The 20,116-nt window shown below is 66.5% G+C and carries 16 protein-coding genes and 1 tRNA gene; 9 read left to right on the plus strand and 8 right to left on the minus strand.

Annotated elements, in window-relative coordinates:
* Positions 1-11: 11 nt before the first annotated feature.
* Genes ACFPJ4_RS11855 through ACFPJ4_RS11865 form a run of 3 tightly spaced genes read right to left on the minus strand, consistent with a single transcriptional unit; the run spans position 12 to position 3,222 of the window.
* Positions 12-1,241, minus strand: a complete 1,230-nt coding sequence (locus tag ACFPJ4_RS11855; RefSeq protein WP_386740653.1) for an ABC transporter permease — start codon at positions 1,239-1,241, stop codon at positions 12-14.
* Complete coding sequence (locus ACFPJ4_RS11860) at positions 1,238-1,990, minus strand: ABC transporter ATP-binding protein (RefSeq protein ID WP_386740654.1); 753 nt, start codon at positions 1,988-1,990, stop codon at positions 1,238-1,240. The genes ACFPJ4_RS11855 and ACFPJ4_RS11860 overlap by 4 nt, the downstream gene beginning before the upstream one ends.
* Positions 1,987-3,222, minus strand: coding sequence for an efflux RND transporter periplasmic adaptor subunit (locus ACFPJ4_RS11865; protein WP_386740655.1), 1,236 nt, complete (start codon positions 3,220-3,222; stop codon positions 1,987-1,989). Before ACFPJ4_RS11865 ends, ACFPJ4_RS11860 begins: the two co-directional genes overlap by 4 nt.
* A gap of 132 nt (positions 3,223-3,354) precedes the next feature.
* Between ACFPJ4_RS11865 and ACFPJ4_RS11870 the strand changes: the two genes are divergently transcribed.
* Positions 3,355-3,444 (plus strand) — tRNA-Ser (locus ACFPJ4_RS11870).
* Between the two features lie 983 nt (positions 3,445-4,427).
* Here the strand turns inward: ACFPJ4_RS11870 and ACFPJ4_RS11875 are convergent.
* From ACFPJ4_RS11875 to ACFPJ4_RS11885, 3 genes are all read right to left on the minus strand, one after another.
* Positions 4,428-5,300: a hypothetical protein gene (locus ACFPJ4_RS11875; protein WP_386740656.1), complete on the minus strand. Its 873-nt coding sequence runs from the start codon at positions 5,298-5,300 to the stop codon at positions 4,428-4,430.
* Between the two features lie 75 nt (positions 5,301-5,375).
* Positions 5,376-5,906: a helix-turn-helix domain-containing protein gene (locus tag ACFPJ4_RS11880; RefSeq protein ID WP_386740657.1), complete on the minus strand. Its 531-nt coding sequence runs from the start codon at positions 5,904-5,906 to the stop codon at positions 5,376-5,378.
* A gap of 38 nt (positions 5,907-5,944) precedes the next feature.
* A complete protein-coding gene (locus tag ACFPJ4_RS11885) occupies positions 5,945-6,760 on the minus strand; it encodes a TIGR04255 family protein (RefSeq protein WP_386740658.1) in 816 nt (271 codons plus the stop codon).
* 430 nt (positions 6,761-7,190) lie between these two features.
* On the opposite strand from ACFPJ4_RS11885, the gene ACFPJ4_RS11890 reads away from it, so the two are divergent.
* Positions 7,191-7,616 carry a hypothetical protein gene (locus ACFPJ4_RS11890; RefSeq protein WP_386740659.1) on the plus strand — a complete coding sequence of 142 codons (426 nt, stop codon included), beginning with the start codon at positions 7,191-7,193 and terminating at the stop codon, positions 7,614-7,616.
* Between the two features lie 231 nt (positions 7,617-7,847).
* On the opposite strand, the gene ACFPJ4_RS11895 is transcribed toward ACFPJ4_RS11890, so the two are convergent.
* Positions 7,848-9,800, minus strand: a complete 1,953-nt coding sequence (locus ACFPJ4_RS11895) for an ATP-dependent nuclease (RefSeq protein ID WP_386740660.1) — start codon at positions 9,798-9,800, stop codon at positions 7,848-7,850.
* Between the two features lie 631 nt (positions 9,801-10,431).
* Complete coding sequence (locus ACFPJ4_RS11900; RefSeq protein WP_386740661.1) at positions 10,432-12,039, minus strand: helix-turn-helix domain-containing protein; 1,608 nt, start codon at positions 12,037-12,039, stop codon at positions 10,432-10,434.
* A 198-nt stretch (positions 12,040-12,237) separates the two neighbouring features.
* Between ACFPJ4_RS11900 and ACFPJ4_RS11905 the strand changes: the two genes are divergently transcribed.
* From ACFPJ4_RS11905 to ACFPJ4_RS11935, 7 genes are read left to right on the plus strand one after another with little or no spacing between them, the layout of a single operon-like run.
* Positions 12,238-13,908 carry an FAD-dependent monooxygenase gene (locus tag ACFPJ4_RS11905; protein WP_386740662.1) on the plus strand — a complete coding sequence of 557 codons (1,671 nt, stop codon included), beginning with the start codon at positions 12,238-12,240 and terminating at the stop codon, positions 13,906-13,908.
* A complete protein-coding gene (locus tag ACFPJ4_RS11910; RefSeq protein WP_386740663.1) occupies positions 13,901-14,710 on the plus strand; it encodes an alpha/beta fold hydrolase in 810 nt (269 codons plus the stop codon). Before ACFPJ4_RS11905 ends, ACFPJ4_RS11910 begins: the two co-directional genes overlap by 8 nt.
* Before the next feature lie 8 nt (positions 14,711-14,718).
* Positions 14,719-15,573 (plus strand): fumarylacetoacetate hydrolase family protein, encoded by an 855-nt coding sequence (locus tag ACFPJ4_RS11915; protein WP_386740664.1) that lies wholly within the window; start codon positions 14,719-14,721, stop codon positions 15,571-15,573.
* A gap of 7 nt (positions 15,574-15,580) precedes the next feature.
* Complete coding sequence (locus tag ACFPJ4_RS11920; protein WP_386740665.1) at positions 15,581-16,510, plus strand: fumarylacetoacetate hydrolase family protein; 930 nt, start codon at positions 15,581-15,583, stop codon at positions 16,508-16,510.
* A 1-nt stretch (position 16,511) separates the two neighbouring features.
* Positions 16,512-18,020 carry an AMP-binding protein gene (locus tag ACFPJ4_RS11925; RefSeq protein ID WP_386740666.1) on the plus strand — a complete coding sequence of 503 codons (1,509 nt, stop codon included), beginning with the start codon at positions 16,512-16,514 and terminating at the stop codon, positions 18,018-18,020.
* Positions 18,017-19,183, plus strand: coding sequence for a thiolase family protein (locus ACFPJ4_RS11930; protein ID WP_386740667.1), 1,167 nt, complete (start codon positions 18,017-18,019; stop codon positions 19,181-19,183). The genes ACFPJ4_RS11925 and ACFPJ4_RS11930 overlap by 4 nt, the downstream gene beginning before the upstream one ends.
* Before the next feature lie 38 nt (positions 19,184-19,221).
* Positions 19,222-20,106 (plus strand): VOC family protein, encoded by an 885-nt coding sequence (locus ACFPJ4_RS11935; RefSeq protein WP_386740668.1) that lies wholly within the window; start codon positions 19,222-19,224, stop codon positions 20,104-20,106.
* Positions 20,107-20,116 lie beyond the last annotated feature (10 nt).

A 20,116-nucleotide genomic window follows, 5' to 3' on the forward strand; every position in this document is an offset into this window, starting at 1 on the left:
CCTTTCGTGGATCAGTTGGAGCGAAGGGCCTGGATGGGGCGCATCGCCGCGGCGCGGGCCGCCGGGTAGACCCCGAAGAAGACTCCGATCGCGACGGAGACTCCGAGCGCGAGCGGGATCGAGTAGCTGAGCACCTCGGGCTGGGTGCCGTTGATGGGGAACTGGGCGCCGACGAGCGCGATCACGACCCCGAGTACGCCGCCCAGAAGGGTGAGCGTGGCCGCCTCGACCAGAAACTGACCGAGGATGGCGGTCCGCGTCGCTCCCAACGCCTTGCGGATGCCGATCTCTCGGGTGCGCTCGGTGACGGTCACGAGCATGACGTTGGTCACGCCGATCCCGCCGACCAGCAGCGAGATCGCGGCGACCGCTCCGAGCAGCACCGTGAAGCTCTGCGCGCTCGCGGCCGCCGTCTGCAGCAGGGTCGTCTGATTGCTGATCGTGTAGGGCGCGGTCTCGGTGGTCGAGGTCGGGTCGTACTTGAGCAGCTGGTCGAGCATGACCTGCACCTCGCCCTCGGCGGCGGTGACCGCGTCGGAGCTGATCGCCTCGACGGTCAGAGAGCTGATCGCCCCGAATCCGGTGTAGCTGCGTTGCACCCGGCTGATCGGCGCGACGAGCACCGAGTTCGGGTCCTGGATGCCGACACTGGTCTGGCTGGCGAGCACTCCGACCACCGTGAAGGCGGTGCCATCGACCGACACGGTCTGCCCGATCGCCGATCCGCTGGGGAACAGCTCGCTGGCCAGGGTGGACCCGATCACGGCGACTTTCGCGGCGCTCGTGACGTCCGCGACGGTGAACGGCGAGCCCGCGCCGATCTTCGAGGTCGTGACCGTGAAGTAGTCGGGCGTGGTGCCGACCACCGAGATCGACGACTCGGTCGCGCTGCTGGTCGAGACCGTGAGGCTGGTCGAGACCTGCGGCACCACCGCGTCGACATGGCCGAGGCCGGCCGCCGCGAGGCGGTCGGCGACCGAGAGCGTGAGCTTCTTGGTCGAGGTGTCGGCAGAGGCTGCCCCGCCGCCGAAGCCGAATCCGCTGCCGGCACGCACGGTGATCGTGTTGGTGCCGAGCTGGGTGATCAGGTTGCGGATCTGTTGCGAGCTGCCGTTGCCGACCGCGAGCAGCAGGATCACGGCGGCGACGCCGATCATCACGCCCAGCAGCGTGAGGGCCGAGCGCAGCTTGTTCGCCGTCAGCCCGCGGAATGCCGAACGGAGCGTCTCGAACAGGGTCATGCGCTCACCACCTCGCGGTTTCGGCGGTCGCCCACGATGTGGCCGTCGCGGATCGAGAGCACCCGGGCGGCGTGCTCGCCGACGTTCTCTTCGTGGGTGATCACCACGATCGTGCGGCCGGCCTTCGACAGGGAGTCGAGGATGCCGAGCACGTCGTCGGTCGATTCGCTGTCGAGGTTGCCTGTGGGTTCGTCGGCGAGAAGGATCGTGGGACTCGTGACGAGGGCGCGCGCGATCGCAACGCGCTGCTGCTGCCCGCCCGAGAGCGCCTGTGGGCGGTGATCGACGCGATCCGCGAGCCCCACCAGCTCGAGTGCCTCAAGCGCGAGCCGGCGACGCTCGGCGCGCTTCACCGCGCCGTAGACGAGGGGCAGTTCGACGTTGGCGAGGGCCGTCATGCGCGGAATGAGATTGAACGATTGGAAGACGAAGCCGATCTGCTTGTTGCGCACCTTGGCCAGCTGCCGGTCGTCGAGTTCGTTGACGTCCACTCCGCCGAGCAGGTACTGGCCCTCCGAGGCGATGTCGAGGCACCCGAGCAGGTTCATCAGGGTCGACTTGCCCGAGCCCGAGGGACCCATGATCGCGACGTAGTCCCCGCGAGCCACCTCGAGGTCGATGCCGCGCAGGGCGTGCACCGCAGCCTCGCCGGTTCCGTAGGTCTGACGGATGCCCCGCAACTCGAGCACGGGAACGTCGCGGTCTGCCCGTTCGTTGACGACGACCGCAACCGGTGACGCGGTCGTCATCCGTTCGCCCCCGTGCGGTTGCCGCCGCCGAAACCGCCCGTGCCGCCGAATCCACCGAATCCGCCTCGTGTGCCGGTGCCGGTCGTGCCCGTGGTGGTCGTGCCGGCCGAGACGGTGCCCAGCACGATGGTCTCGCCGACAGTCAAACCCGACTTGATCTCGGTGCCGCCGTCGCCGATGACGCCGGTCGTGACAGCCACGACGGTCGTCTTGCCGGTCTTGGAGTCGACGACCTTGACCGTCGAGGTGCCGTCGCTCGCCGTCGTGATGGCGGCGGCGGGCACGTAGAGCGCATCGGCGGCGCTCGTGGCCACCGTGATGGCGACGGAGGCGGTCTGCCCCAGACGCACCTTCTCCGGAACGGTGTCGAGCGTCAGCGTGGTGGCGTAGGTGACCACCGAGTTCGAGCTCGTCGCGGTCGGCGAGATGGCCGTGACCTTGGCGGTCGCGGTCACTCCGGTCAGTGCGGGGAAGGTGACCGTGGCGGCCTGCCCTACCGTGACGTTGGCGATGTCGGCCTCGGCGATGCTGGCCGTGACGGTGTACTTCGAGACGTCGGCGATCGTGACGAACCCGCTCGACGACGAACTCGAACCGCTCGTCGAGCTGCTGGAGCCGCTCGTTCCCGAGCCGCTGGATCCCGATGACCCCGACCCCGACCCCGACCCCGACGACGCCGAGGTGCTGCCGCTGGAGTCCCCCACGGCGCCGTTGACCGCCACGACCAGTCCGGCCACGGGGGAGGTGAGGGTGGTGGAGGCGAGCGCCGACTTGGCCGCGGTGTACGTGGCGCGTGCCTGGGCGAGGGCCAGCTTGGCCTGATTGATCTGCGACACCTGCGCGTTCGGCTGGGCCTCGGCGGCGGTCAGGTCTTGGCCCGCGTACACGTATGCGGTGTAGTCCTGGTCGACGGTGGATTGGAACGTCGAGGTCTGCAAGGCGCCCAGCTGCTGGCCGACGCTGACCGTCTGACCGACGGCGACATCCACACTGGCCACGGTGCCCGAGACCGCGAACGAGACCGGCGTCGTGCTCAACGGGGCGATGGCACCGCTCGCGCTGATCGTGCTGCTCACCGTGCCTTGCTGCACCGTTCCGGTGAGCTGGGTTCCTGTGGCGCTGGCGGTCGATGCGGAGAAGGGCTTGAACAGCACGAGGCCTGCGATGACGAGCGCGGCGACGATGACGATGGCAAGCCCTCCGTTGATGAGCACACGGCGGGGGATTCTCATGCTCGAATGCTCGGGAGCGTGCTTCTGCGCACCATATGGCAGGGCTGTGAATCCGCCGTGAGCGGCGCTGCCCACGCACATGCCGGATACCGGCGCTCAAAGGCCGCTTCGGCCTGCGTTAGACTCCCTCTCGGTACCGTGTCCGAGCGGCCGAAGGAGCATGTCTCGAAAACATGTGATGGTGCAAGCCATCCGTGGGTTCAAATCCCACCGGTACCGCCACGAAAAACCCCTGTCTGATCAGGGGTTTTTCTCTGCCCAAGTGTCGGACCGAACGCATTTGGCAACAATCCAGCAACGTCGTACTGATCGAGGATGGGTCGTACTGATCGAGTTGGCGGCTATTTCGCCGTCCCAATGGGATTGGCAACGTCCATTCGTCCCGATCGGAGGCGACCGAGTGTGCTCCCCTTAAGCAGCCGCGACGCTCGATTCTCAGCATCTCGGCTGCAGCAGCTGGCACGGGTTTCCATCTCGGAACTTGGTATCGACCTGCCGTCCCGCATGATGGCGGAGGGCATAGCCATTCATAGGTCGCGACTGATCTGACCCAGTGAGTTCGTCACGCCGGCGAGGGTGAAGCTCAATCTTCGTGATCGCGTAGTACATGAGGGAAGCATTCAAGCGGGCGGCACCCGATAACTTGATCGCATGTCGCTTGCCTGGGGGTCGGTCGCGGAGTGGGTCTCTGGCATAGGGACACTCGCGGCAGTCACGGTTTCGCTCTCTGTCGTACTCGGTGATCGCCGTAAGCAGCAGCGCTCCGAAGCGGACAGTTTCGCCACATGGTCACGAGTCGGACATTCGACCTTCACTGTCGGCAACGAGCCGCATACAACCAAATGGTGGATAGAGACCAATTTCTACAACGCCGGTGGCCGTCCGGTTCCATACGTGTCTCTGAGCTGGTGGGACGGCGAGCATTGGAACCGCGAAATGGGAGCTGTTAGCGGTGGATCGGTAGAGCCCTATCTCATCTCGCCCGGGCTCGGCGGGCTAGTTCGGGCGCCGATGAACGGGAATGAGCGCTTGAACTGGGGAAGTTACTTCATCACCTTCACGGACGGCTCGGGTGTCACTTGGCATCGCTCGCCCCGGAACAACGGCTATATCTCCGTGCGGAAGATGAGGCGCCTTGAGAGGCGCGGGCCGAAGGCGCCTAAGAAGGTCAGGGCATAAGCGCGATCTGGTCGTGGCTGATATCGCTAGCTCTCCGGCCCGTCGGCGCCTGACAAGTGGGCGAGATCGAGCTGGTCGCTCTTGCGGAACTCCAGCATCGTCAATTCGTCCTCGCCAGCGACCTCGACTACGAAAGACAACACTGCGTCGCGAACCCTCGGATTCGGATTAGAGCCCGCGTTTGCGACACCCAGCCGCTTGAACGCGTTGGCGAACGCGCGCCAGAGTGCATCGCGGTCAACGGCTGGAGGGCGATCGCCCTTCGCCGGGAACAGCCGTTCCGCGATCTCGCTTGGGTTACGCTCCTTCCCCTTGAGCCAGTTGTCTAGAACCGCGCTCACCGGCGGCGGGTCATCGTCATCGGTGAACGGCGCCAGTTCCTGAGGGGCTAGGACGAAGTAGAGGGTCAGGTCGATGCCCTCGGCATACCAGTCAGGCGAGAAGATCCGGAAGTCGGCGACCGCCTCCACTGCGCGGTAGAGAGCAGAAGTCGGCTTGAGCGCCTTATCCATCACCGAGTCGGACATCGGACTTAGCCATGGAACGACCTCGTCGGGAATCGCGACCCTCGAGAATCGACGCCCGACGCTCATCCCGAACTTGCGCTGCGCGCGCCAGTCATCGTCGCGAACCCCGCGCAGAAAGTCGACAGCGTCCATCGCGGACTTGGGAAGGGTAACGACGTACTCGAGGTCCGCGAACAGCAAATCCTCCATGTGCGGGATCTGTACGTGCCTAGGCCGCTTACCCTGCTGCGCGAGTCGTGCGTCGTTGTCGCCGAGGCGAACCACTGGAGCGACCATCACGTTCGGCCGGCCGCCGTCCCGTACTACGTCACAGGTCTGGGTGAGGAGGACCCACCCATCTTTGCCGTTGAACTCGATGCCGGCGACCGTCATTGGCCCAAGCTGGAGGACATCGCCTTGGCGAAGGTGCGCGCACTGGCCCTCGTGCGATTCGCCGTCCATTACGGACTACTCGGCGCCGAGCAGGGCGTCCTTGGTCGCAGGCTCCGGGTTGGGGCGCGAAACCGCGGACACGCGCTGCTTGAACGTTTCTACCGGGCTGATGCCACTCTCCTCGGGAGTGAACAGACTGGTGCGGGTCTGGACTGGGTCACCGGCGTCGACCTTCGTGACGAGCGCGTAGAGCTGGCTCAACAGCTCGATGTTGTGCGCGCTCATATTCTCGCCGGACGCCCAGTGATGCACGGAGCGCCGAGAGACTCCGAACAGGCGAGCGATTTGGTCCCACGTCAGCGCGGCGCGATCACGGATCCGGCGAATGAGCGCGTCAGTGGTGAGGGAAGGCGCAGCTAGCACCGGAGTCGGAGCGATGAGACCGCTAGTCACGGTGCGGGGAAGCTCGGTGCTCGCGATGTTAGTGGGCATGCCGAAAGCTGCCGTGGTGACGGCCATGCCGGCCGCGAAGATGAACTTGGTCGCGGCAGCGAATCGGACGGGTTCCACGTCGTACTGTTCGACGGGGCTGGTGCGCGCTTCCACCGCTCGTACGTCGGCGGTTTGGCGATCGAGTATTACAGTCACTCGTGTCCTCCGAACCTCGTGATGAACTCCGGCTTCACGGCCCAGCGGAAGAATCCATACGCCATTGAGGATAGTTCGCCGACCTTGTTCATGACCGATTCGACGCTGAACGGTGACCTCGTGTCGTCGTAGGCGTCAAGGTCCAGAACCCAGCTCGAAGTAGGTACGGTTTCGAGCGTCGAGTCGTGAAGACCCCCTGGCGGCAGGAATCCCCATTTGGCGCCCAGGCTGCCCGCTTCGGACCGGAACAGCGAATCGGTCATCGAGTGGTGCATGCTTGTGCCGCTGGGCAGGGCGATCACCTGTGCACCACGGACGCTGTCCTCGACCAGCTCACCGAGGGCGTCGTACTCGGCGGCCTCGGATATGCGATTGACGTAGCGCCAACCCACGCGCTGGTAAGCGGGAACCTGCGCGAGCTTGCTGACGACTTCGACGATCCGCCGGAAGCGGGCGGTCATGTCGGTACGGCTCGTGTAGTGACCACGGTTCTCCAGCGTTACGAACTGCGGAGTGAAGTAGACCCGCCAATACTGGTCGAGCGACGACCACTGCCGGCTCGGCGGTGATGCGGGAGTGCGCACCTGGCCTGTCAGAGCGTCGAACTCGACGCTCATCATGGGGATCGCATCGCGTGTTGGATAGGCATCCGCGAGAGCAACGCCGATCTCGTCAGCGATCTGGTTGAACGCGGCGGACAGTAGGGTCTGCTCAGGCCAAGCGACCTGGCAGAGCACGCGCAGGAGAGGGGCCCGGTCCAAGGGGACCTCGATGGGGTCCAACCCGAACGGCCCCGGGTTTGGGGTGCTCACGCTTCACACACTACTTCACACAGCCGAGGACAGCTCGCCCCACACCGGGTGGCATTTTACGAACTGAGTGGTAAGGCCCTAGAGGAGCGGGTCCGCGCCACGATTCGCAGAAGCGCAGCCGAGCGATTCCGATCTCGGCCGCGTCTGGCGCCGCAACGCGATCCGCGAGGTGATCGTAGGCGGACGACTCGACGACTTCGTGAACGAACATTTTTCTATTGGCCGCCTGTTCCCCGCGTCGGTCCAGCTGTGGAGCGGCCGATGGGCACCGTCTGGACATATTCTTGGACACAACCTGTCGTCATTCGTTGTCCGGTTTTCTCCATGCCGTCATTGGCTTTGGGGTCAAGAACACGGCTCATCATTGTGATGTCGGGGGTTCGGGCCAGCCGGGCAAGGGCGTGGTAAAGACTTGGCATAGCCTCTCGGCATGGAAGCGATTATCGCGGCGTGCATCGCTGCTTTCGGCGCCGTACTGTCCGCGGTCTTTGTGGTCGTTGGTTCCCGAGGGCCGCTCCATCGACTGGACGTGGTGAGCCGCGCACTAGCTGGCATGACTAGCGAGGACCCGGCTTACAAGGGTCTGGTGGAGGTTCGACGTGTGGACGCTGAATCGATCGGCCGTGCTCAGATGTCGACCCTGAAGTACTTCGTGGGATTGTGGATCGCTCTGAGCTTGGTGACTGTCGTCACTGGTTCATTCGGCACGCAGATCAGCAACCGGTCGCCATTGCTTTGGTACATCCTGGTGATGACGGAACTGGCGCTGGTAGTCGTACTCGTCGTTGTCCTTATCGCTGCTGCGGTGGGCGTCCTTTCAAGGCGCTTGAAGCGAAGGGGCGCGTCAGTGGCTTGATCGCCCACCTGGAGCACTGCTTCATCTCGGTGCCCAGCGGGCCGGATCTAGCGAGTGACGGATGAGGGAAACGAGAAGAGGCGCTGTTGCGCGCGCGCCGATCAGCCCACCGCAACAGGAAGAACATGCGCTCGCGGACGATCTGCTTCTGGTCGCCCATCTGCGCGAAGAGCCCGCCCCGGGCGGGGCGACGAGCGTCGGGCGCGGCCGCCGTGATCAAAGCGCTCCTCATCAATTCTCCCCGACAGACGCCGAATTCCCACCGAGCCCGCCTTTGGCGCCGGACTCAGCATTCGCATTCCCTACGTGACGGAGCACGTCCTTCAGAACTCGGGCCGCCTCTTTTCGCACATCGTCACGTACCCGTGTCCCGCCCTTCTCGAGCAGCCCGACGACCTCGTCTTTCGCGCTGGCGCTCGGCTTGTAGCGGATGTCGAGTGCTGGGATGCGACGGACGAGCACCTCCGGCGCCATGGCGTCGAGGAGTTCTTCCGCCTTGCGAGTGCCGGGCTGCCCGTCATCATCGAGGATCGCGGCGATCCGGGTGAATCCGAGCTCTCGGAAGAGTCGGGCGAGCGTCGGGATGTTAGTTGCTCCCCCAGATCCCCAGCCGTAGACGTTCTCCGATTCATCAAGCCCGAGATCGGCGAGCACGCGAGGGAGGTAGACGACGTCGTCCTGTCCTTCCGTGAGGATAATGCCGTCCTCGAGGAAGAGGGCCTCGCGCGCGACCGCGCCGACGGTGTGCGGATTCGAGAGGTTCCGGTCGTCGGCGAGGAGCGCCGTCTTTCGCAGGGTTTCAACGCTCGCCTGCGCGACTTCGGACTGTCCGCGCGCCTTGAAGGTTCGGGCGACCGTTGCCCCGTTCCCGATGTCGGCCCAGTCGATTAGGAGGGGGGAATGGGTTGCCACGACGATCTGGCGGTCTGCAGCGTAGCGTGACAGAACGCGGCGGAGACGCCGCACGAGCTGCGGGTGAAGAGAGAGCTCGGGCTCGTCGATCGCGATCAGGGATCCGGGCGCGGAGTCGTAGAGTGCGTCCACGATGAACAGCAGGCTGACGAGACCATCCCCGAGGCCCTCGCTCGTGTGCCACGCGCCGCCCGGGTCAGTCATCTTCACAAACTGCTGGGACGTGGTCATTTCGTCGATGGTCCACTCGAGGGGCTCCCCGATGATCTCCTCGAGAAGGCCATCAAAAGCGACACGTGCCACCGGATCCCGGTCGACCTTTTTCAGGCGACCGACGAAGTTGTCCCGCGTTTGCGTCCGAGAGAACTCCTGATCCATCAGCCCCCAGTCGCGGTCGCCGATGCCCGAGTTGCCGAAGTACGGATTGAAGCTTCGACGTGACGGCGTCACCTGAATGTCGAACTTGCCGGGTCCGATGTCTTCCGGCAACCACGTCGCGGTGGCTTGACTGCCGCCCGGACGGATCGAACGGATCGACAGACGCCGGCCGTCTTCACGCGACAGCTCGATCGAGACCGCGTCGAGATCGCGGTGCCTACGGGGCTGCGGGAAGTTGAGATCCACCTGATTCCGCGCCCTTGCGGAAATCTGGATGGCTTCGATAAACGTTGACTTCCCACTGTTGTTAGCGCCGACGAGCAAGGTGAGCCCCGATCCCGGTGAGCCCGTCGGACGGGCGAAGCGCAACGATTTCTCCGCCGCAAACCCGCGGTAGCCCTCAACTTTCAGCTCGTCGAAGTAGCGGGCTTCCGGGACACCCTCGGCCGGTGCCGCGCGCAGGTCGCTCCGGTCCAGCATGCCTGCGTCAACAAGGATATCGCGTGCCTCGGCGCCCTCGAGGGTCCGACCCATCGCGAATCCGTCTGCCTTGGTGAAAGTGGTGTCGACGCCGATGACCGAGATTAGCTCGTCGGTCCCGCTCGACCACGTCAGGAAGACTGCAATGCGGGCGTCAGCGGTGAAGCCTGCCGTGTAGTCCGCTCGGACTGTGGATTGGTCGATCTCCGCCGTGTCGATAAGGATGACGAGAAGGTCGCGCGCAGTGTCCCCGGCATCCCATCCGTCACCAGATCGCGCGACCCCGTCGATGAGTATTCCGAGGTGTACCTTCGCGTTGCGCGCGACTCCACCGCCATGGACGAAGTCGAAGCGTGTGTATCCGGCCTCGATGGTCTGTTTGAGAGTAAATGTCGCGGGGGTTGTCTCGGTCATCTCCTGATCCTGATCCTTTTGGTTCAGGTCAAGCTACGTGAATCGCCCTGGGTTTCGTTCCGTCAATCTCTCTGGTGTCACAAGGTGGCAAGAAAGTGGCAACAATCGAGCAGGGTCGTACTGATCGAGGAGGGGTCTACTGATGTGCATGAAGCCCAGAATCTCGGGCTTCTCGATGACTGCCTCGTGATGTGGCGATTTCAAATCCCACCGGTACCGCCACGAATGACGCCTGTATAATCAGGGATCTTTCCGCTTCCTGTGGTGACGGGAGCGCTGGCGGATTAAGGACAGGTGAGCCAGGACACGCCCTGCCCGTCCTTCTCGTCTGTGGGCTCATCTCGGGTCCGGGCGCGGCACTACTTACCAAGCCACGAATGGCAAGAGCCCCGGACGGAAGGACGTTGAGCTTGGCCAGGTCCGTTTCGATGGCGGCGGTCTGACGGGCTTGCCTTTCTCGGTGACCGAACGAGAGCTCGAGCGATCGCGCTTCCCGGGTGTCGAGAGTGACGCGTGCCGATGCTCGAAACGTCGAGCATCCATCGCTTGAGAGCAGTGCCGATTGACAGTCGAAGACTTTCCGGCATAGGCATCTTCCCTCCCCGCCGTCCGCGCATGAAGTCGGCTCGTCTCAAACGCCCGGAGAGGCGCCCGTGAGACGCAGCGCCGCATCGACGCGGAAGCGATGATCCACATCCTTGAGGTCGATGGACAGGATCGCCTCGATGCGCGCCACCCGGTAGCGCACGGTGTTCGGGTGCACGTTCAGCCGCTCCGCAGTGCGCGCGAGATGGCGGTCACTCTGAAGGTACGCCGCGAGCGTCCGCACGTAGTCCGTGCCGGTCTCTTCGTCCGAGGTGACAAGAGGTCCGAGCAGGCTCTCGAGCTGGCGGTCCAGCCGGTGGGACGAGACTCCGCCCGCGAGCGTCGCGTCGACGGAGTGCACCTCGCGAATTCGCTGAGGCCGCGAGTCCGCGCCGACGGTGTCCGCCATCGCAACGAGGTTGTCGAGGCAGATGCGCAGATCCTTTCCGCTCGTGCACGGCTCGCCGATCACGACGACCCATTGCTCGGCACCGACGACCGCGAGGACTCCGTGCTCGAGGCGATCACGAAGGTGCGGGATCCCGTCGCTCGCATCCAGGACGGCGATGAGCTCGCCATCGCGCCGGCACAGCAGGGCGGTCGGCAAGGTGGCGTCGAGCGCGTCGCCGATGAGTCCCGCGTCGATGTCGGTCGCGCTGTGCGCGCCGTCGCTTCTGGGTCGTCGCACGAAGAGCGCCGGTGCGCGCGCCGGGCCCGCCCACGGTTGGTCGAGCAGAGCCTCCACCTCGGCCCCGCCTTCGTCGACGTTTGTTCGCGCCCGGATCGCGAGGTCGGTGAGCAGTCCGCCGATCATCGACGCGGAGGTGCGCAGCAAGCGCGTCTCGGCCCTCGTGAGCTCGCGCATTCCGAGCACCACGAACTCGAAGTCACCGCTTCGTCCTGCGATATGGCGCCACCGCACCTGCGAGTCGCGCATCGTCGCATCGGCCACCACGATGTCAAGGAGCCCACCGTCGAGCTGCCGCAGTTCGACCGTCATGCCGAGCGCTTGGGACAGGATCTCGAGTGCCCGATGTCCGCCGGCGCGGAGGCTGAGCGAGTCGGCGACCAGCTCGGTGGTGTGCATCGCCCGGTCGGTCGCGTCCAGCTCCTCTTGAGCGCTCGTGGCGGCATGGCGGGCGTCGTCGATCTCGCGCAGCAGCGACACGCAGGCCGAGAGGGTCTGAGCGATCTCGCGCATACGGCCGATCTCCTCGGCGCTCCAATCATGGATGCGTCGATTGGCCGCGTAGAGGACGCCGAACATGTGCTCTCCGGCGTGCACCGGCACGGTCAGTGTTGAGAGGATGCCCTCTTGGTCGATGACGCGCGCCATCACCGGTCCGCGCCGGGGGTCGGTGGCGTAGTTGCTGCACACGGCGACGACGCCCTCGACGGCAACCCGCCCGCCGATTCCCTCGCCGAGGCGCAGGCTCCATGAGGACGCCATCTCCGCCGTGCGGAGGCCGGCGTGCGCGCCCATGACCAGGTACCCGTCGACGATCGGGGCGGCCCAGGAGAGCTCGCTGCCGACCCAGTCGACCACTTCGTCGCTGGCTGCCTTCATGGCCTCATAGAGGGATCGCGCACCGAGCAGCTGCCGGAGGAGGCTCGCTCGCGATTCGCGGCGCTCGGCACCCATTCGTTCGTCCACGGAGACAGCAACCTATTCCTGCTCGTCAGCGAGCATGACTTGACGAGATTCTAGGCCGCTGTCGCTGCGTGACAATCCGCCGCCGCCGAACTTTGGCAGACCGGTCCTAGAGACGGCGGGCGGGCGCCAGCAGACTCGGTCCTGCCGTCGCGGAACCCGTCGTGACGGCGTTGTCGACGGAGACAGAGAGGCTTCACCATGTCTGCAGCAAGCAATGACGCTCGCGCCGCTTCGAGCCGGGACGCCGCGTCCGCCGGTCGGAGCGAGGAACTCGTCATCGTCGCCGGGGGAGGCCCGATCGGCATGGCCGTCGCGATCGATCTGGCGCTGCGTGGCGTCCGTACGGTCGTCCTGGAGTCGCGGTTCGCCGACGAGTCGTTCGGGCCGCGAACCAACCAGACCAACTCGCGTTCGATGGAGCATTTCCGCCGCTGGGGCATCGCCGACCGACTGCGGAGCAACGATCCGATCGACCCCGAACTCAAGCGCGACGTCCGCTTCACCACCCGTGTGGTCGGGGGCTACACCCTCGCCAACCTGGAAGGCGGAGTCGAGTGGGCGGCCCGCTTCCCGTTCGCCGCGGAGACTCCGGAATGGGCTCCGAACCCCGCGATCGAGAAGACGTTTCGCGACCGGGTCGCCGAACTCGACCTGATCGACCTCCGTTTCGGAATCGAGGTGACCGGTTTCATCCAGACGGATGACGGCGTCACTGTCGAGTTCGTCGACCGCGACGGGACTACCGGCTCGGTGCATGGCGCGTTCCTCGTCGCGGCGGACGGAAGCAGGAGCACGGTGCGCCGGCAGCTCGGGGTCAAGCTCGAGGGCCTGCCGAACCTGGTGACGGCGATGGCGTGGCACGTGCACGCTCCGGCCCTCAAGGAGCTCGCCCGCCCCACCGGGCTCTCTGCGTTCTACTGGCTGATCAACGAGGACCGTACCGGCCTGATCGTCTTCGCGCAGGACTCCGAGGACACGTACCTCTTCTTCGACGCTCCCGCCCCCGCCGGCGTGGACCCCGATGACTGGACGTCGGTGCGCGATTACTACGTCGCCCAGATCGGCGCCGACCTCGAGCTCGAGTCCCTGGGTGGCGGGCAGCTCATGGTGCACTCCGTCATGGCGCCCCGCTACGACTACGGACGGGTTCTGCTGGCCGGCGATGCAGCGCACCTGATCTCTCCTTATGGAGGGTTTGGGATGAACATCGGCATCGGGGACGCCGCCGACATCGGCTGGAAGCTCGCCGCCATCCTGCAGGGCTGGGGCGGCGACGCGCTCATTCCGAGCTACAGCGTCGAGCGCCGCGAGGCCGAGACCTGGATCCTCGACGTGTGCGCCAAGAACACCTCGCTCATCGGCCCCACGATGACCCGCGACCACATGGAGCAGGAAGGCCCCATCGGGGAGGCAGCTCGCAACGAGGTGACGGCTCTCATCTTCGAGAAGAAGGTCTCGGAGCTCAAGAGCATGGGCGCTCAGCTCGGCTACCAGTACAACGAGTCGCCGATCGTCGTGCACCAGCCGGATCCGCCGCAGTCCACCGCAGGTGACTACATCCCAACCGCATCACCGGGATCCCGTCTGCCGCACGTGTGGCTCGACGAGACCACGTCGCTGTACGACCGACTCGGGCCGTGGTTCACGCTTATCACCACCGTCGACGGTGTCGACACCTCCGGGCTGGAGGCTGCCGCACGCGATCGCGGCGTTCCGCTCGAGGTCTACGCTCCGGGGCATCCGGATCTCGCGGAGATGTACGAAGCCAAGCTCGTGCTCGTGCGTCCCGATCAGCACGTCGCGTGGCGCGGCGACGCCGTGCCCGAGGATGCGGAGGGACTGATCGACCTGGTGCGTGGGCATGTCTGAGGGTCGGGTCGGCGTCCGCGGCATCGACTGGGCGTACACCGAGGTCGGTGAAGGGCCACTCGTACTCTTCCTGCATGGAACCCTCAGCGGCCGCGCGAGCTTCGCCGACACGGTCGCGTCGGTCACCGGTGCGTATCGCCTGGTCGCGGTCGACTGGCCGGGTCATGGAGACTCGGGCTGGCATCCGGCGGGGTGGTCCGCCGATGACCTCGTCGCTGCGGTGCCCGAGCTGGTCGCCGCACTCGGCGCGGAGTCGGCAGTCCTCATCGGGCTTTCGCAGGGTGGGGCGATCGCGACCCGGGTCGCCATCCAGCATCCCGGCGTCGTCCGGGCGTTGGTGCTGATCAACGCGTCGCCCGAACCTCCGGGACCGGACGCGGTCGATGCCCTTGCGCGGGTGGGGATCGCTCTGGCGGGGGACGACGAGGGGGAGCGCCGTGCGGCCGCCTCCGGCCTGCAACGGATCTTCCATGCGCCGGGCTGGCTCGAGGCACACCCTGATGCCGCCCGGCGCGAACTCGACCAGATGCTGCGGCACCCCCGCCAAGCCATGCCCCTCGCGACTCGTCTCCCTGCCACCTACCGCTCGATCACCGACCAGCTGCCTCTCATCGCCTGCCCGACTCTCGTGATGTGGGGCGAGCTCGACGCGGGGGCGTTCCGCGGGCCGGACATGGTCGAGGCGATCCCCGACGCGGAGCTCGTCGTCATCCCCGGAGCCGGTCATCTGGCCACGCTCGAGGCGGCTCCTGAGATCGCCGCCGCCATCTCCCGATTCCTCGCCCGCCTCGACCAGAAATGAGCTGAACGATGTACCTCGCCTCCATCGAGAACCGCCTGTCGGTCTTCGTCCACGGTCATCCGGTCGACGTGAACCGGGCCTCCGACGGCCGGTTCCCGGCCGACATCGCCGAGGTCTACGAGGTCTGGGACGAGTTCACGAAGTGGGCCGCCTCGCAGGGTGCCGGGGCTCCGGGGCAGCTCGCCCCGGCGTCCCTCGGAGCCCCCTCACCTCGCCCGTCCCAGGTGTTCGCGATCTCGCTCAACTATCGCGACCATGCGGCCGAGGCGTCGCTGCAGATCCCCGACTTCCCCTCCGTGTTCACGAAGTTCCCGTCCTGCATCATCGGCCCCTCGACCCCTGTCGAAATCGCGCGGCCGATGACGGATTGGGAACTCGAGCTCGTCGTCGTCATCGGCCGGCCCACACACCTCGTGAGCGAGTCGGCGGGGTGGGATCACGTCGCGGGGCTGACGATCGGGCAGGACATCTCAGATCGCGAACTCCAGCTCGCGGGGGCCTCATACCCCCAGTTCAGCCTCGGCAAGTCCTTCCCCGGCTACGGCCCGACCGGTCCGTGGCTGGTGACGCCCGACGAGTTCGAGGACCGTGATGACATCGGCCTGACCTGCACGATCGACGGCGAAATCGTGCAGGACTTCCGGACCACGAACCTCATCTTCTCGGTGCCGCGTCTCGTCTCGCTGCTGTCGTCCGTGGTCGAACTGCGTCCGGGCGACCTGATCTTCACCGGCACGTCGTCGGGTGTCGGCTTCGCCCGGACCCCCCGACGGTTCCTCAAGCCGGGGCAGGAGATCGTGAGCGAGGTCGAGGGAATCGGAACGCTGCGCACCCGGATGGTCGCGGGGGCATCGCAGGGATGAGCCGCGGATGAGATTCGTCACCTATCGCTCACCCGCCGGAGACGATCGCGTGGGTGTGGTCGTCGACGACCAGGTGCACGGCCTCGAGGCAGGGCCCACGTTGCTCGACCTCCTCGACTCCGGCGACCTCGCGACGCGCGGCGACTCCGCCGCGCGTCGCCCGACGGAGGTGATCCCGTTCGACGACGCGCTACTACGGAGTCCGCTGCAGCCGCCCTCGATCCGCGATTGCGCGGGATTCCTCCAGCATCTGCGCAACGTGGCATCCGCGATCGACATGCCCGTCGACGAGCGCTTCGAGACCTTCCCGCCGTTCTACTTCACCAACCCGGACGCCCGGTTCGGGCCGCGCGACGAGGTGCCGATGGCGCCCGGCACCGAGATGTTCGACTTCGAGCTCGAGATCGCGGCTGTCATCGGGCGAGCAGGCTCCGACATCCCGGTGGCGAGTGCAGAGGCGCACATCGCCGGCTTCCTCATCTATTGCGACTGGAGCTCGCGGGACTTGCAGATGAACGAGATGCCGCTGCGGCTCGGGCCGGGGAAGGGCAAGGACACCGCCAACACGCTCGGCCCCACGCTCGTGACGCCCGACGAGTTGGAGCCATTCCGGTCCGCTCACGGCTACGACTTGGAGATGACCGTCCGAGTCGGCGACGACCTGGTCAGCCGCGGGAACTGGAACACCATCGACTGGGGCTTCGCCGACATGATCGCGTTCGCGTCCCGCGGGGCTCGGCTGCGGCCCGGTGACGTCATCGGCTCCGGCACGGTCGAAACCGGCTGCCTCTTCGAGCAGTACGTCACCGACCGCGCCGGCTTCCGGGGGTGGCTGCAGCCCGGCGACACCGTCACGCTCGCCGTCGCGCAGCTCGGCGAGCTCCGTCACCGCATCGTCGACGCACCTCGGGCCGAGCCCCTCAGCACGGGGTACTGAGATGGATGTCACCCTCCGTTCGCTGCTCGTCGGCTCGATCGCCCGTTTCGGCGATCGCCCCGCCGTCGTCGATGCGGATGGGCGGACCCTCAGCTACCGCGACCTCGAGCGGTTCGGGAACCGGCTCGCTCGCGCCCTTGTCGCCGCCGGGATCTCGCCGGGTGATCCCGTCGCGGTGATGATGTCCAACAGCGTCGAATGGGTCGTCGCCGATCAGGGGATCCTGCGGGCGGGTGGCGCGAAGGTGCCGATCAACCCGATGCTCTCGGCGTCAGAGATGAGGTACATCCTCGCTGACAGCGGCGCGACGGTGGCCCTCGTGGACGAGGCCCTGGCCGGCGTCGCCCGGCAGGCTGGGGTGGCGCGGGTGATCGAACTCGGGCGCGAATGGGATGGGCTGCTCGCGGTCGACGCGGGCCGGAATTCCGAGGTCGAAGTCGTGGTTGCGCCGTCGGACGTCGCGCTGATCCTGTACACGGGGGGCACGACAGGTCGACAGAAGGGCGTCGTGCACTGCCAGGGAGCACTCGCACTGAACCTGCTCGCCCACGACATCGAGATCGGAATCCTCGACGACGAGCGGATGCTCCTGACCGCCCCGCTTGCGCATTCGGCGGGCTTCCTGCTCCAGGCGGGCCTGCTCAAGGGGGCGTTCCACGTGCTGGCGCCGCGCTTCGAGGCCGCTGCGGTCATCGACAGCGTGATCGAGTACGCCATCACGCTGCTCTTCCTCGTCCCGACGATGATCTACCGGCTGCTCGATTCCGATCACCGGGTGGGCGAGGTCGCATCGCTGCGCACCATCCTGTACGGCGCCGCGCCGATATCCCCCGAGCGCCTCGGACAGGGGCTGGCGCGCTTCGGGCCCGTCTTCATGCAGTTGTACGGACAGTCCGAGGCGCCCAACTTCCTCACCCGGCTGACACGCGAGGATCACGATCCGGCTCATTCTGAGCGACTCACCAGCTGCGGGCGACCGGCGACCCTCGTGTCGATCGCCGTGCTCGACGACGACGGCCGCCCGCTCCCCGTCGGCGAGATCGGGGAGATCTGCGCACGGGCGCCGTATGTCATGGACAGCTACCGGGGCATGCCCGAGAAGACGGCCGAGACATTGCGCGGCGGATGGCTCCACACCGGTGACATCGGAACAATCGATGCCGACGGCTTCGTGTACCTGCTGGACCGCAAGAACGACATGATCATCTCGGGCGGGCTGAACATCTACACCACCGAGGTCGAGCAGGCCATCGCCTCAGCTGGTGTGACACAGGTCGCCGTCGTGGGCATCCCGCATCCCGACTGGGGTGAGGCGGTGGTCGCCTACATCGTCGCCGACGAGCGGGTCGAGAACGTCGACGTGGCCTCGGCGTGCGAGGCCTCGCTCGCGCGGTACAAGCACCCCAAGGCGATCGTCCGCGTGGACTCCCTGCCGATGACCGCGGTGGGCAAGATCGACAAGGTCGCGTTGCGCCGGGCCTGGACCGGCTGGGCGGAGCAGGTGCGATGAGCGCGTCGGTCTACGTCACGGGCGCGGTGTGCACCCCGTTCGGGAAGTTCCCCGAACGCTCCGTCACCGCAATGGTCGAGTCGGTCGTCGACGATGTTCTCGCCGACGCGGACTGCGACCCCGAGGACATCGGGTTCGTTGCTGTCGGCAACGCCATCGGCTCGCTCATGACCGGCCAGGCGATGATCCAGGGCCAGCTCGCGCTGGCCGACACGCCGCTGGCCGGCGCTCCGGTCGTGAACGTCGAGAACGCTTGCGCCTCCAGCTCGAGCGCGTTGCTGCTCGCCATCAACGCCGTGCGATCGGGCTCGTGCGACTCGGCGCTCGCGATCGGGGTCGAGAAGATGACCTCCCCTGACCGGGCGCGCGCGTTCGAGGCGCTCGCAGCCGGAATCGACGTCACGACGCATGCCCATTCAGGCACACCGCGCGCCTCGGTCTTCATGAGCATCTACGCGCAGGAGGCCCGAGATTACATGGCCGCGACGGGAGCCACGGCTGAGGCCTTCGCCCACGCCGCCGCGATCGCGCGCCTGCACGGCAGTCTGAATCCCCGAGCGCAATACCGCACGACCGCGACGCCCGCCGAGATCCTCGACTCCCGTGTCATCGACGATCCGCTGACCCTGCTGATGTGCTCGCCCATCGGTGACGGCGCGGCTGCCGTCCTGGTCTCGGCGCGCCCGCACCGCGACGCCGCGATCGCGGTGCGTGCGATCGCGTTGCGATCGGGGCGCCGGGCAGAAGGAGGAGAGCTCGTGAGACGGACCGCTGCCGAGGCGTTCGCGGCCGCCGAGCGGCGCCCCGCCGACGTCGACATCGTCGAGGTGCACGATGCCGCCAGTTCCTCGGGACTCGTCGCGCTCGAGGAGCTGGGGGTCGTGGAGCACGGGCGTGCCTGGCGCCGCGCGCTCCACGACGACTTCCGCTTCGACGGGAGGCTCCCCGTCAACACCGGCGGCGGGCTCGTCAGCCGTGGGCACCCGGTCGGGGCGACTGGCGCCGCGCAGATCGTCGAGCTGGTCGATCAGCTGCGGGGCCGCGCCGGAGGGCGCCAGGTGAGAGACGCGCGGCTCGCGGTCGCGCAGAACGCCGGAGGCGCCGTCACGACGGTGCCCTACACGTCCGCTGTGTGCAGCGTGACCGTGCTGGAGCGCGACTGAGCCAACGCGGCCAGTTCGCCAAGAGAGAGGAAACAGAAATGACGACCACGGGATCCGTCTGCGCGATGGGGTATGTGGCATTGGGATCGCGCGACCTGGCCGCGTCCACCCGCATGGCGACCGATGTGCTCGGCCTCCGTTCGGTGGAGAACACCGCGACGCGAGCCTTCCTCTCGGCCGCCGACACGCACCACGAACTCGTGTATGTGAAGTCGGAGACCGAGGGCGTCGACCACATCGGCCTCGTCGCGCCGGACCACGACAACCTCGCCGCCATCCGCGAGAAGGTCCGCCGGGGCGGATGGCGGGTGATCTCAGAGCAGCCGATCGAGGACCACATCGAGGAGGGGTTCGCCTTCGTCGGCCCCGAGGGATTCACGTGGCACGTCTACCGGGGCATGTCGCTGTGGGATGCGCGTGGCGGGGGCATGGGCCCCGACCGTTATGGCCACGTCAACATCAAGGTGCGCGACTCGGTCGCGATGGTCGCATTCCTCGTCGACGTGTTCGGCTTCATGGTCTCGGACCGCATCGGTGACGACTTCGCCTTCTTCCTGCGCTGTAATCCCGAGCACCACGGCATCGCGGTCGTGAAAGCCGTCGACCAGGCGCCGTCGCTGCACCATCATGCCTGGCAGGCGCAGAGCATCGCCGAGCTCGGAAAGCTGGCGGATCGTGTGAAGAAGTCGGGGTCGCGGCTGTTGTGGGGGCCCGTTCGCCACGGTGCCGGGCACAACATCGCCGCCTACTACATCGAGCCAGGTGCTGCCCTGGTCGAGCTGTACACCGATATGGAGATGATCTACGACCCCTGTCGCGAGGCGCTCGTGTGGGCGTTCGAGGATCCGGGCTGGCTCAGCCAGTGGGAGACGCTGTCGCCGGACAACATGCTCACCTTCGGCATCCCCGCGATTGAACGGTAGGGCGGGGCGC

Origin of the sequence: Lysinimonas soli, from assembly GCF_042655435.1 — a bacterium.
In the GTDB taxonomy this organism is placed as follows: domain Bacteria; phylum Actinomycetota; class Actinomycetes; order Actinomycetales; family Microbacteriaceae; genus Lysinimonas; species Lysinimonas soli.

Coding starts and splice junctions, on each gene's coding strand:
- ACFPJ4_RS11890 (WP_386740659.1), top strand. CDS start 7,191: ATGGAAGCGATTATCGCGGCGTGCATCGCTGCTTTCGGCGCCGTACTG.
- ACFPJ4_RS11875 (WP_386740656.1), bottom strand. CDS start 5,300: ATGACGGTCGCCGGCATCGAGTTCAACGGCAAAGATGGGTGGGTCCTC.
- ACFPJ4_RS11930 (WP_386740667.1), top strand. CDS start 18,017: ATGAGCGCGTCGGTCTACGTCACGGGCGCGGTGTGCACCCCGTTCGGG.
- ACFPJ4_RS11915 (WP_386740664.1), top strand. CDS start 14,719: ATGTACCTCGCCTCCATCGAGAACCGCCTGTCGGTCTTCGTCCACGGT.
- ACFPJ4_RS11865 (WP_386740655.1), bottom strand. CDS start 3,222: ATGAGAATCCCCCGCCGTGTGCTCATCAACGGAGGGCTTGCCATCGTC.
- ACFPJ4_RS11925 (WP_386740666.1), top strand. CDS start 16,512: ATGGATGTCACCCTCCGTTCGCTGCTCGTCGGCTCGATCGCCCGTTTC.
- ACFPJ4_RS11905 (WP_386740662.1), top strand. CDS start 12,238: ATGTCTGCAGCAAGCAATGACGCTCGCGCCGCTTCGAGCCGGGACGCC.
- ACFPJ4_RS11910 (WP_386740663.1), top strand. CDS start 13,901: ATGTCTGAGGGTCGGGTCGGCGTCCGCGGCATCGACTGGGCGTACACC.
- ACFPJ4_RS11855 (WP_386740653.1), bottom strand. CDS start 1,241: ATGACCCTGTTCGAGACGCTCCGTTCGGCATTCCGCGGGCTGACGGCG.
- ACFPJ4_RS11920 (WP_386740665.1), top strand. CDS start 15,581: ATGAGATTCGTCACCTATCGCTCACCCGCCGGAGACGATCGCGTGGGT.
- ACFPJ4_RS11935 (WP_386740668.1), top strand. CDS start 19,222: ATGACGACCACGGGATCCGTCTGCGCGATGGGGTATGTGGCATTGGGA.
- ACFPJ4_RS11895 (WP_386740660.1), bottom strand. CDS start 9,800: ATGACCGAGACAACCCCCGCGACATTTACTCTCAAACAGACCATCGAG.
- ACFPJ4_RS11860 (WP_386740654.1), bottom strand. CDS start 1,990: ATGACGACCGCGTCACCGGTTGCGGTCGTCGTCAACGAACGGGCAGAC.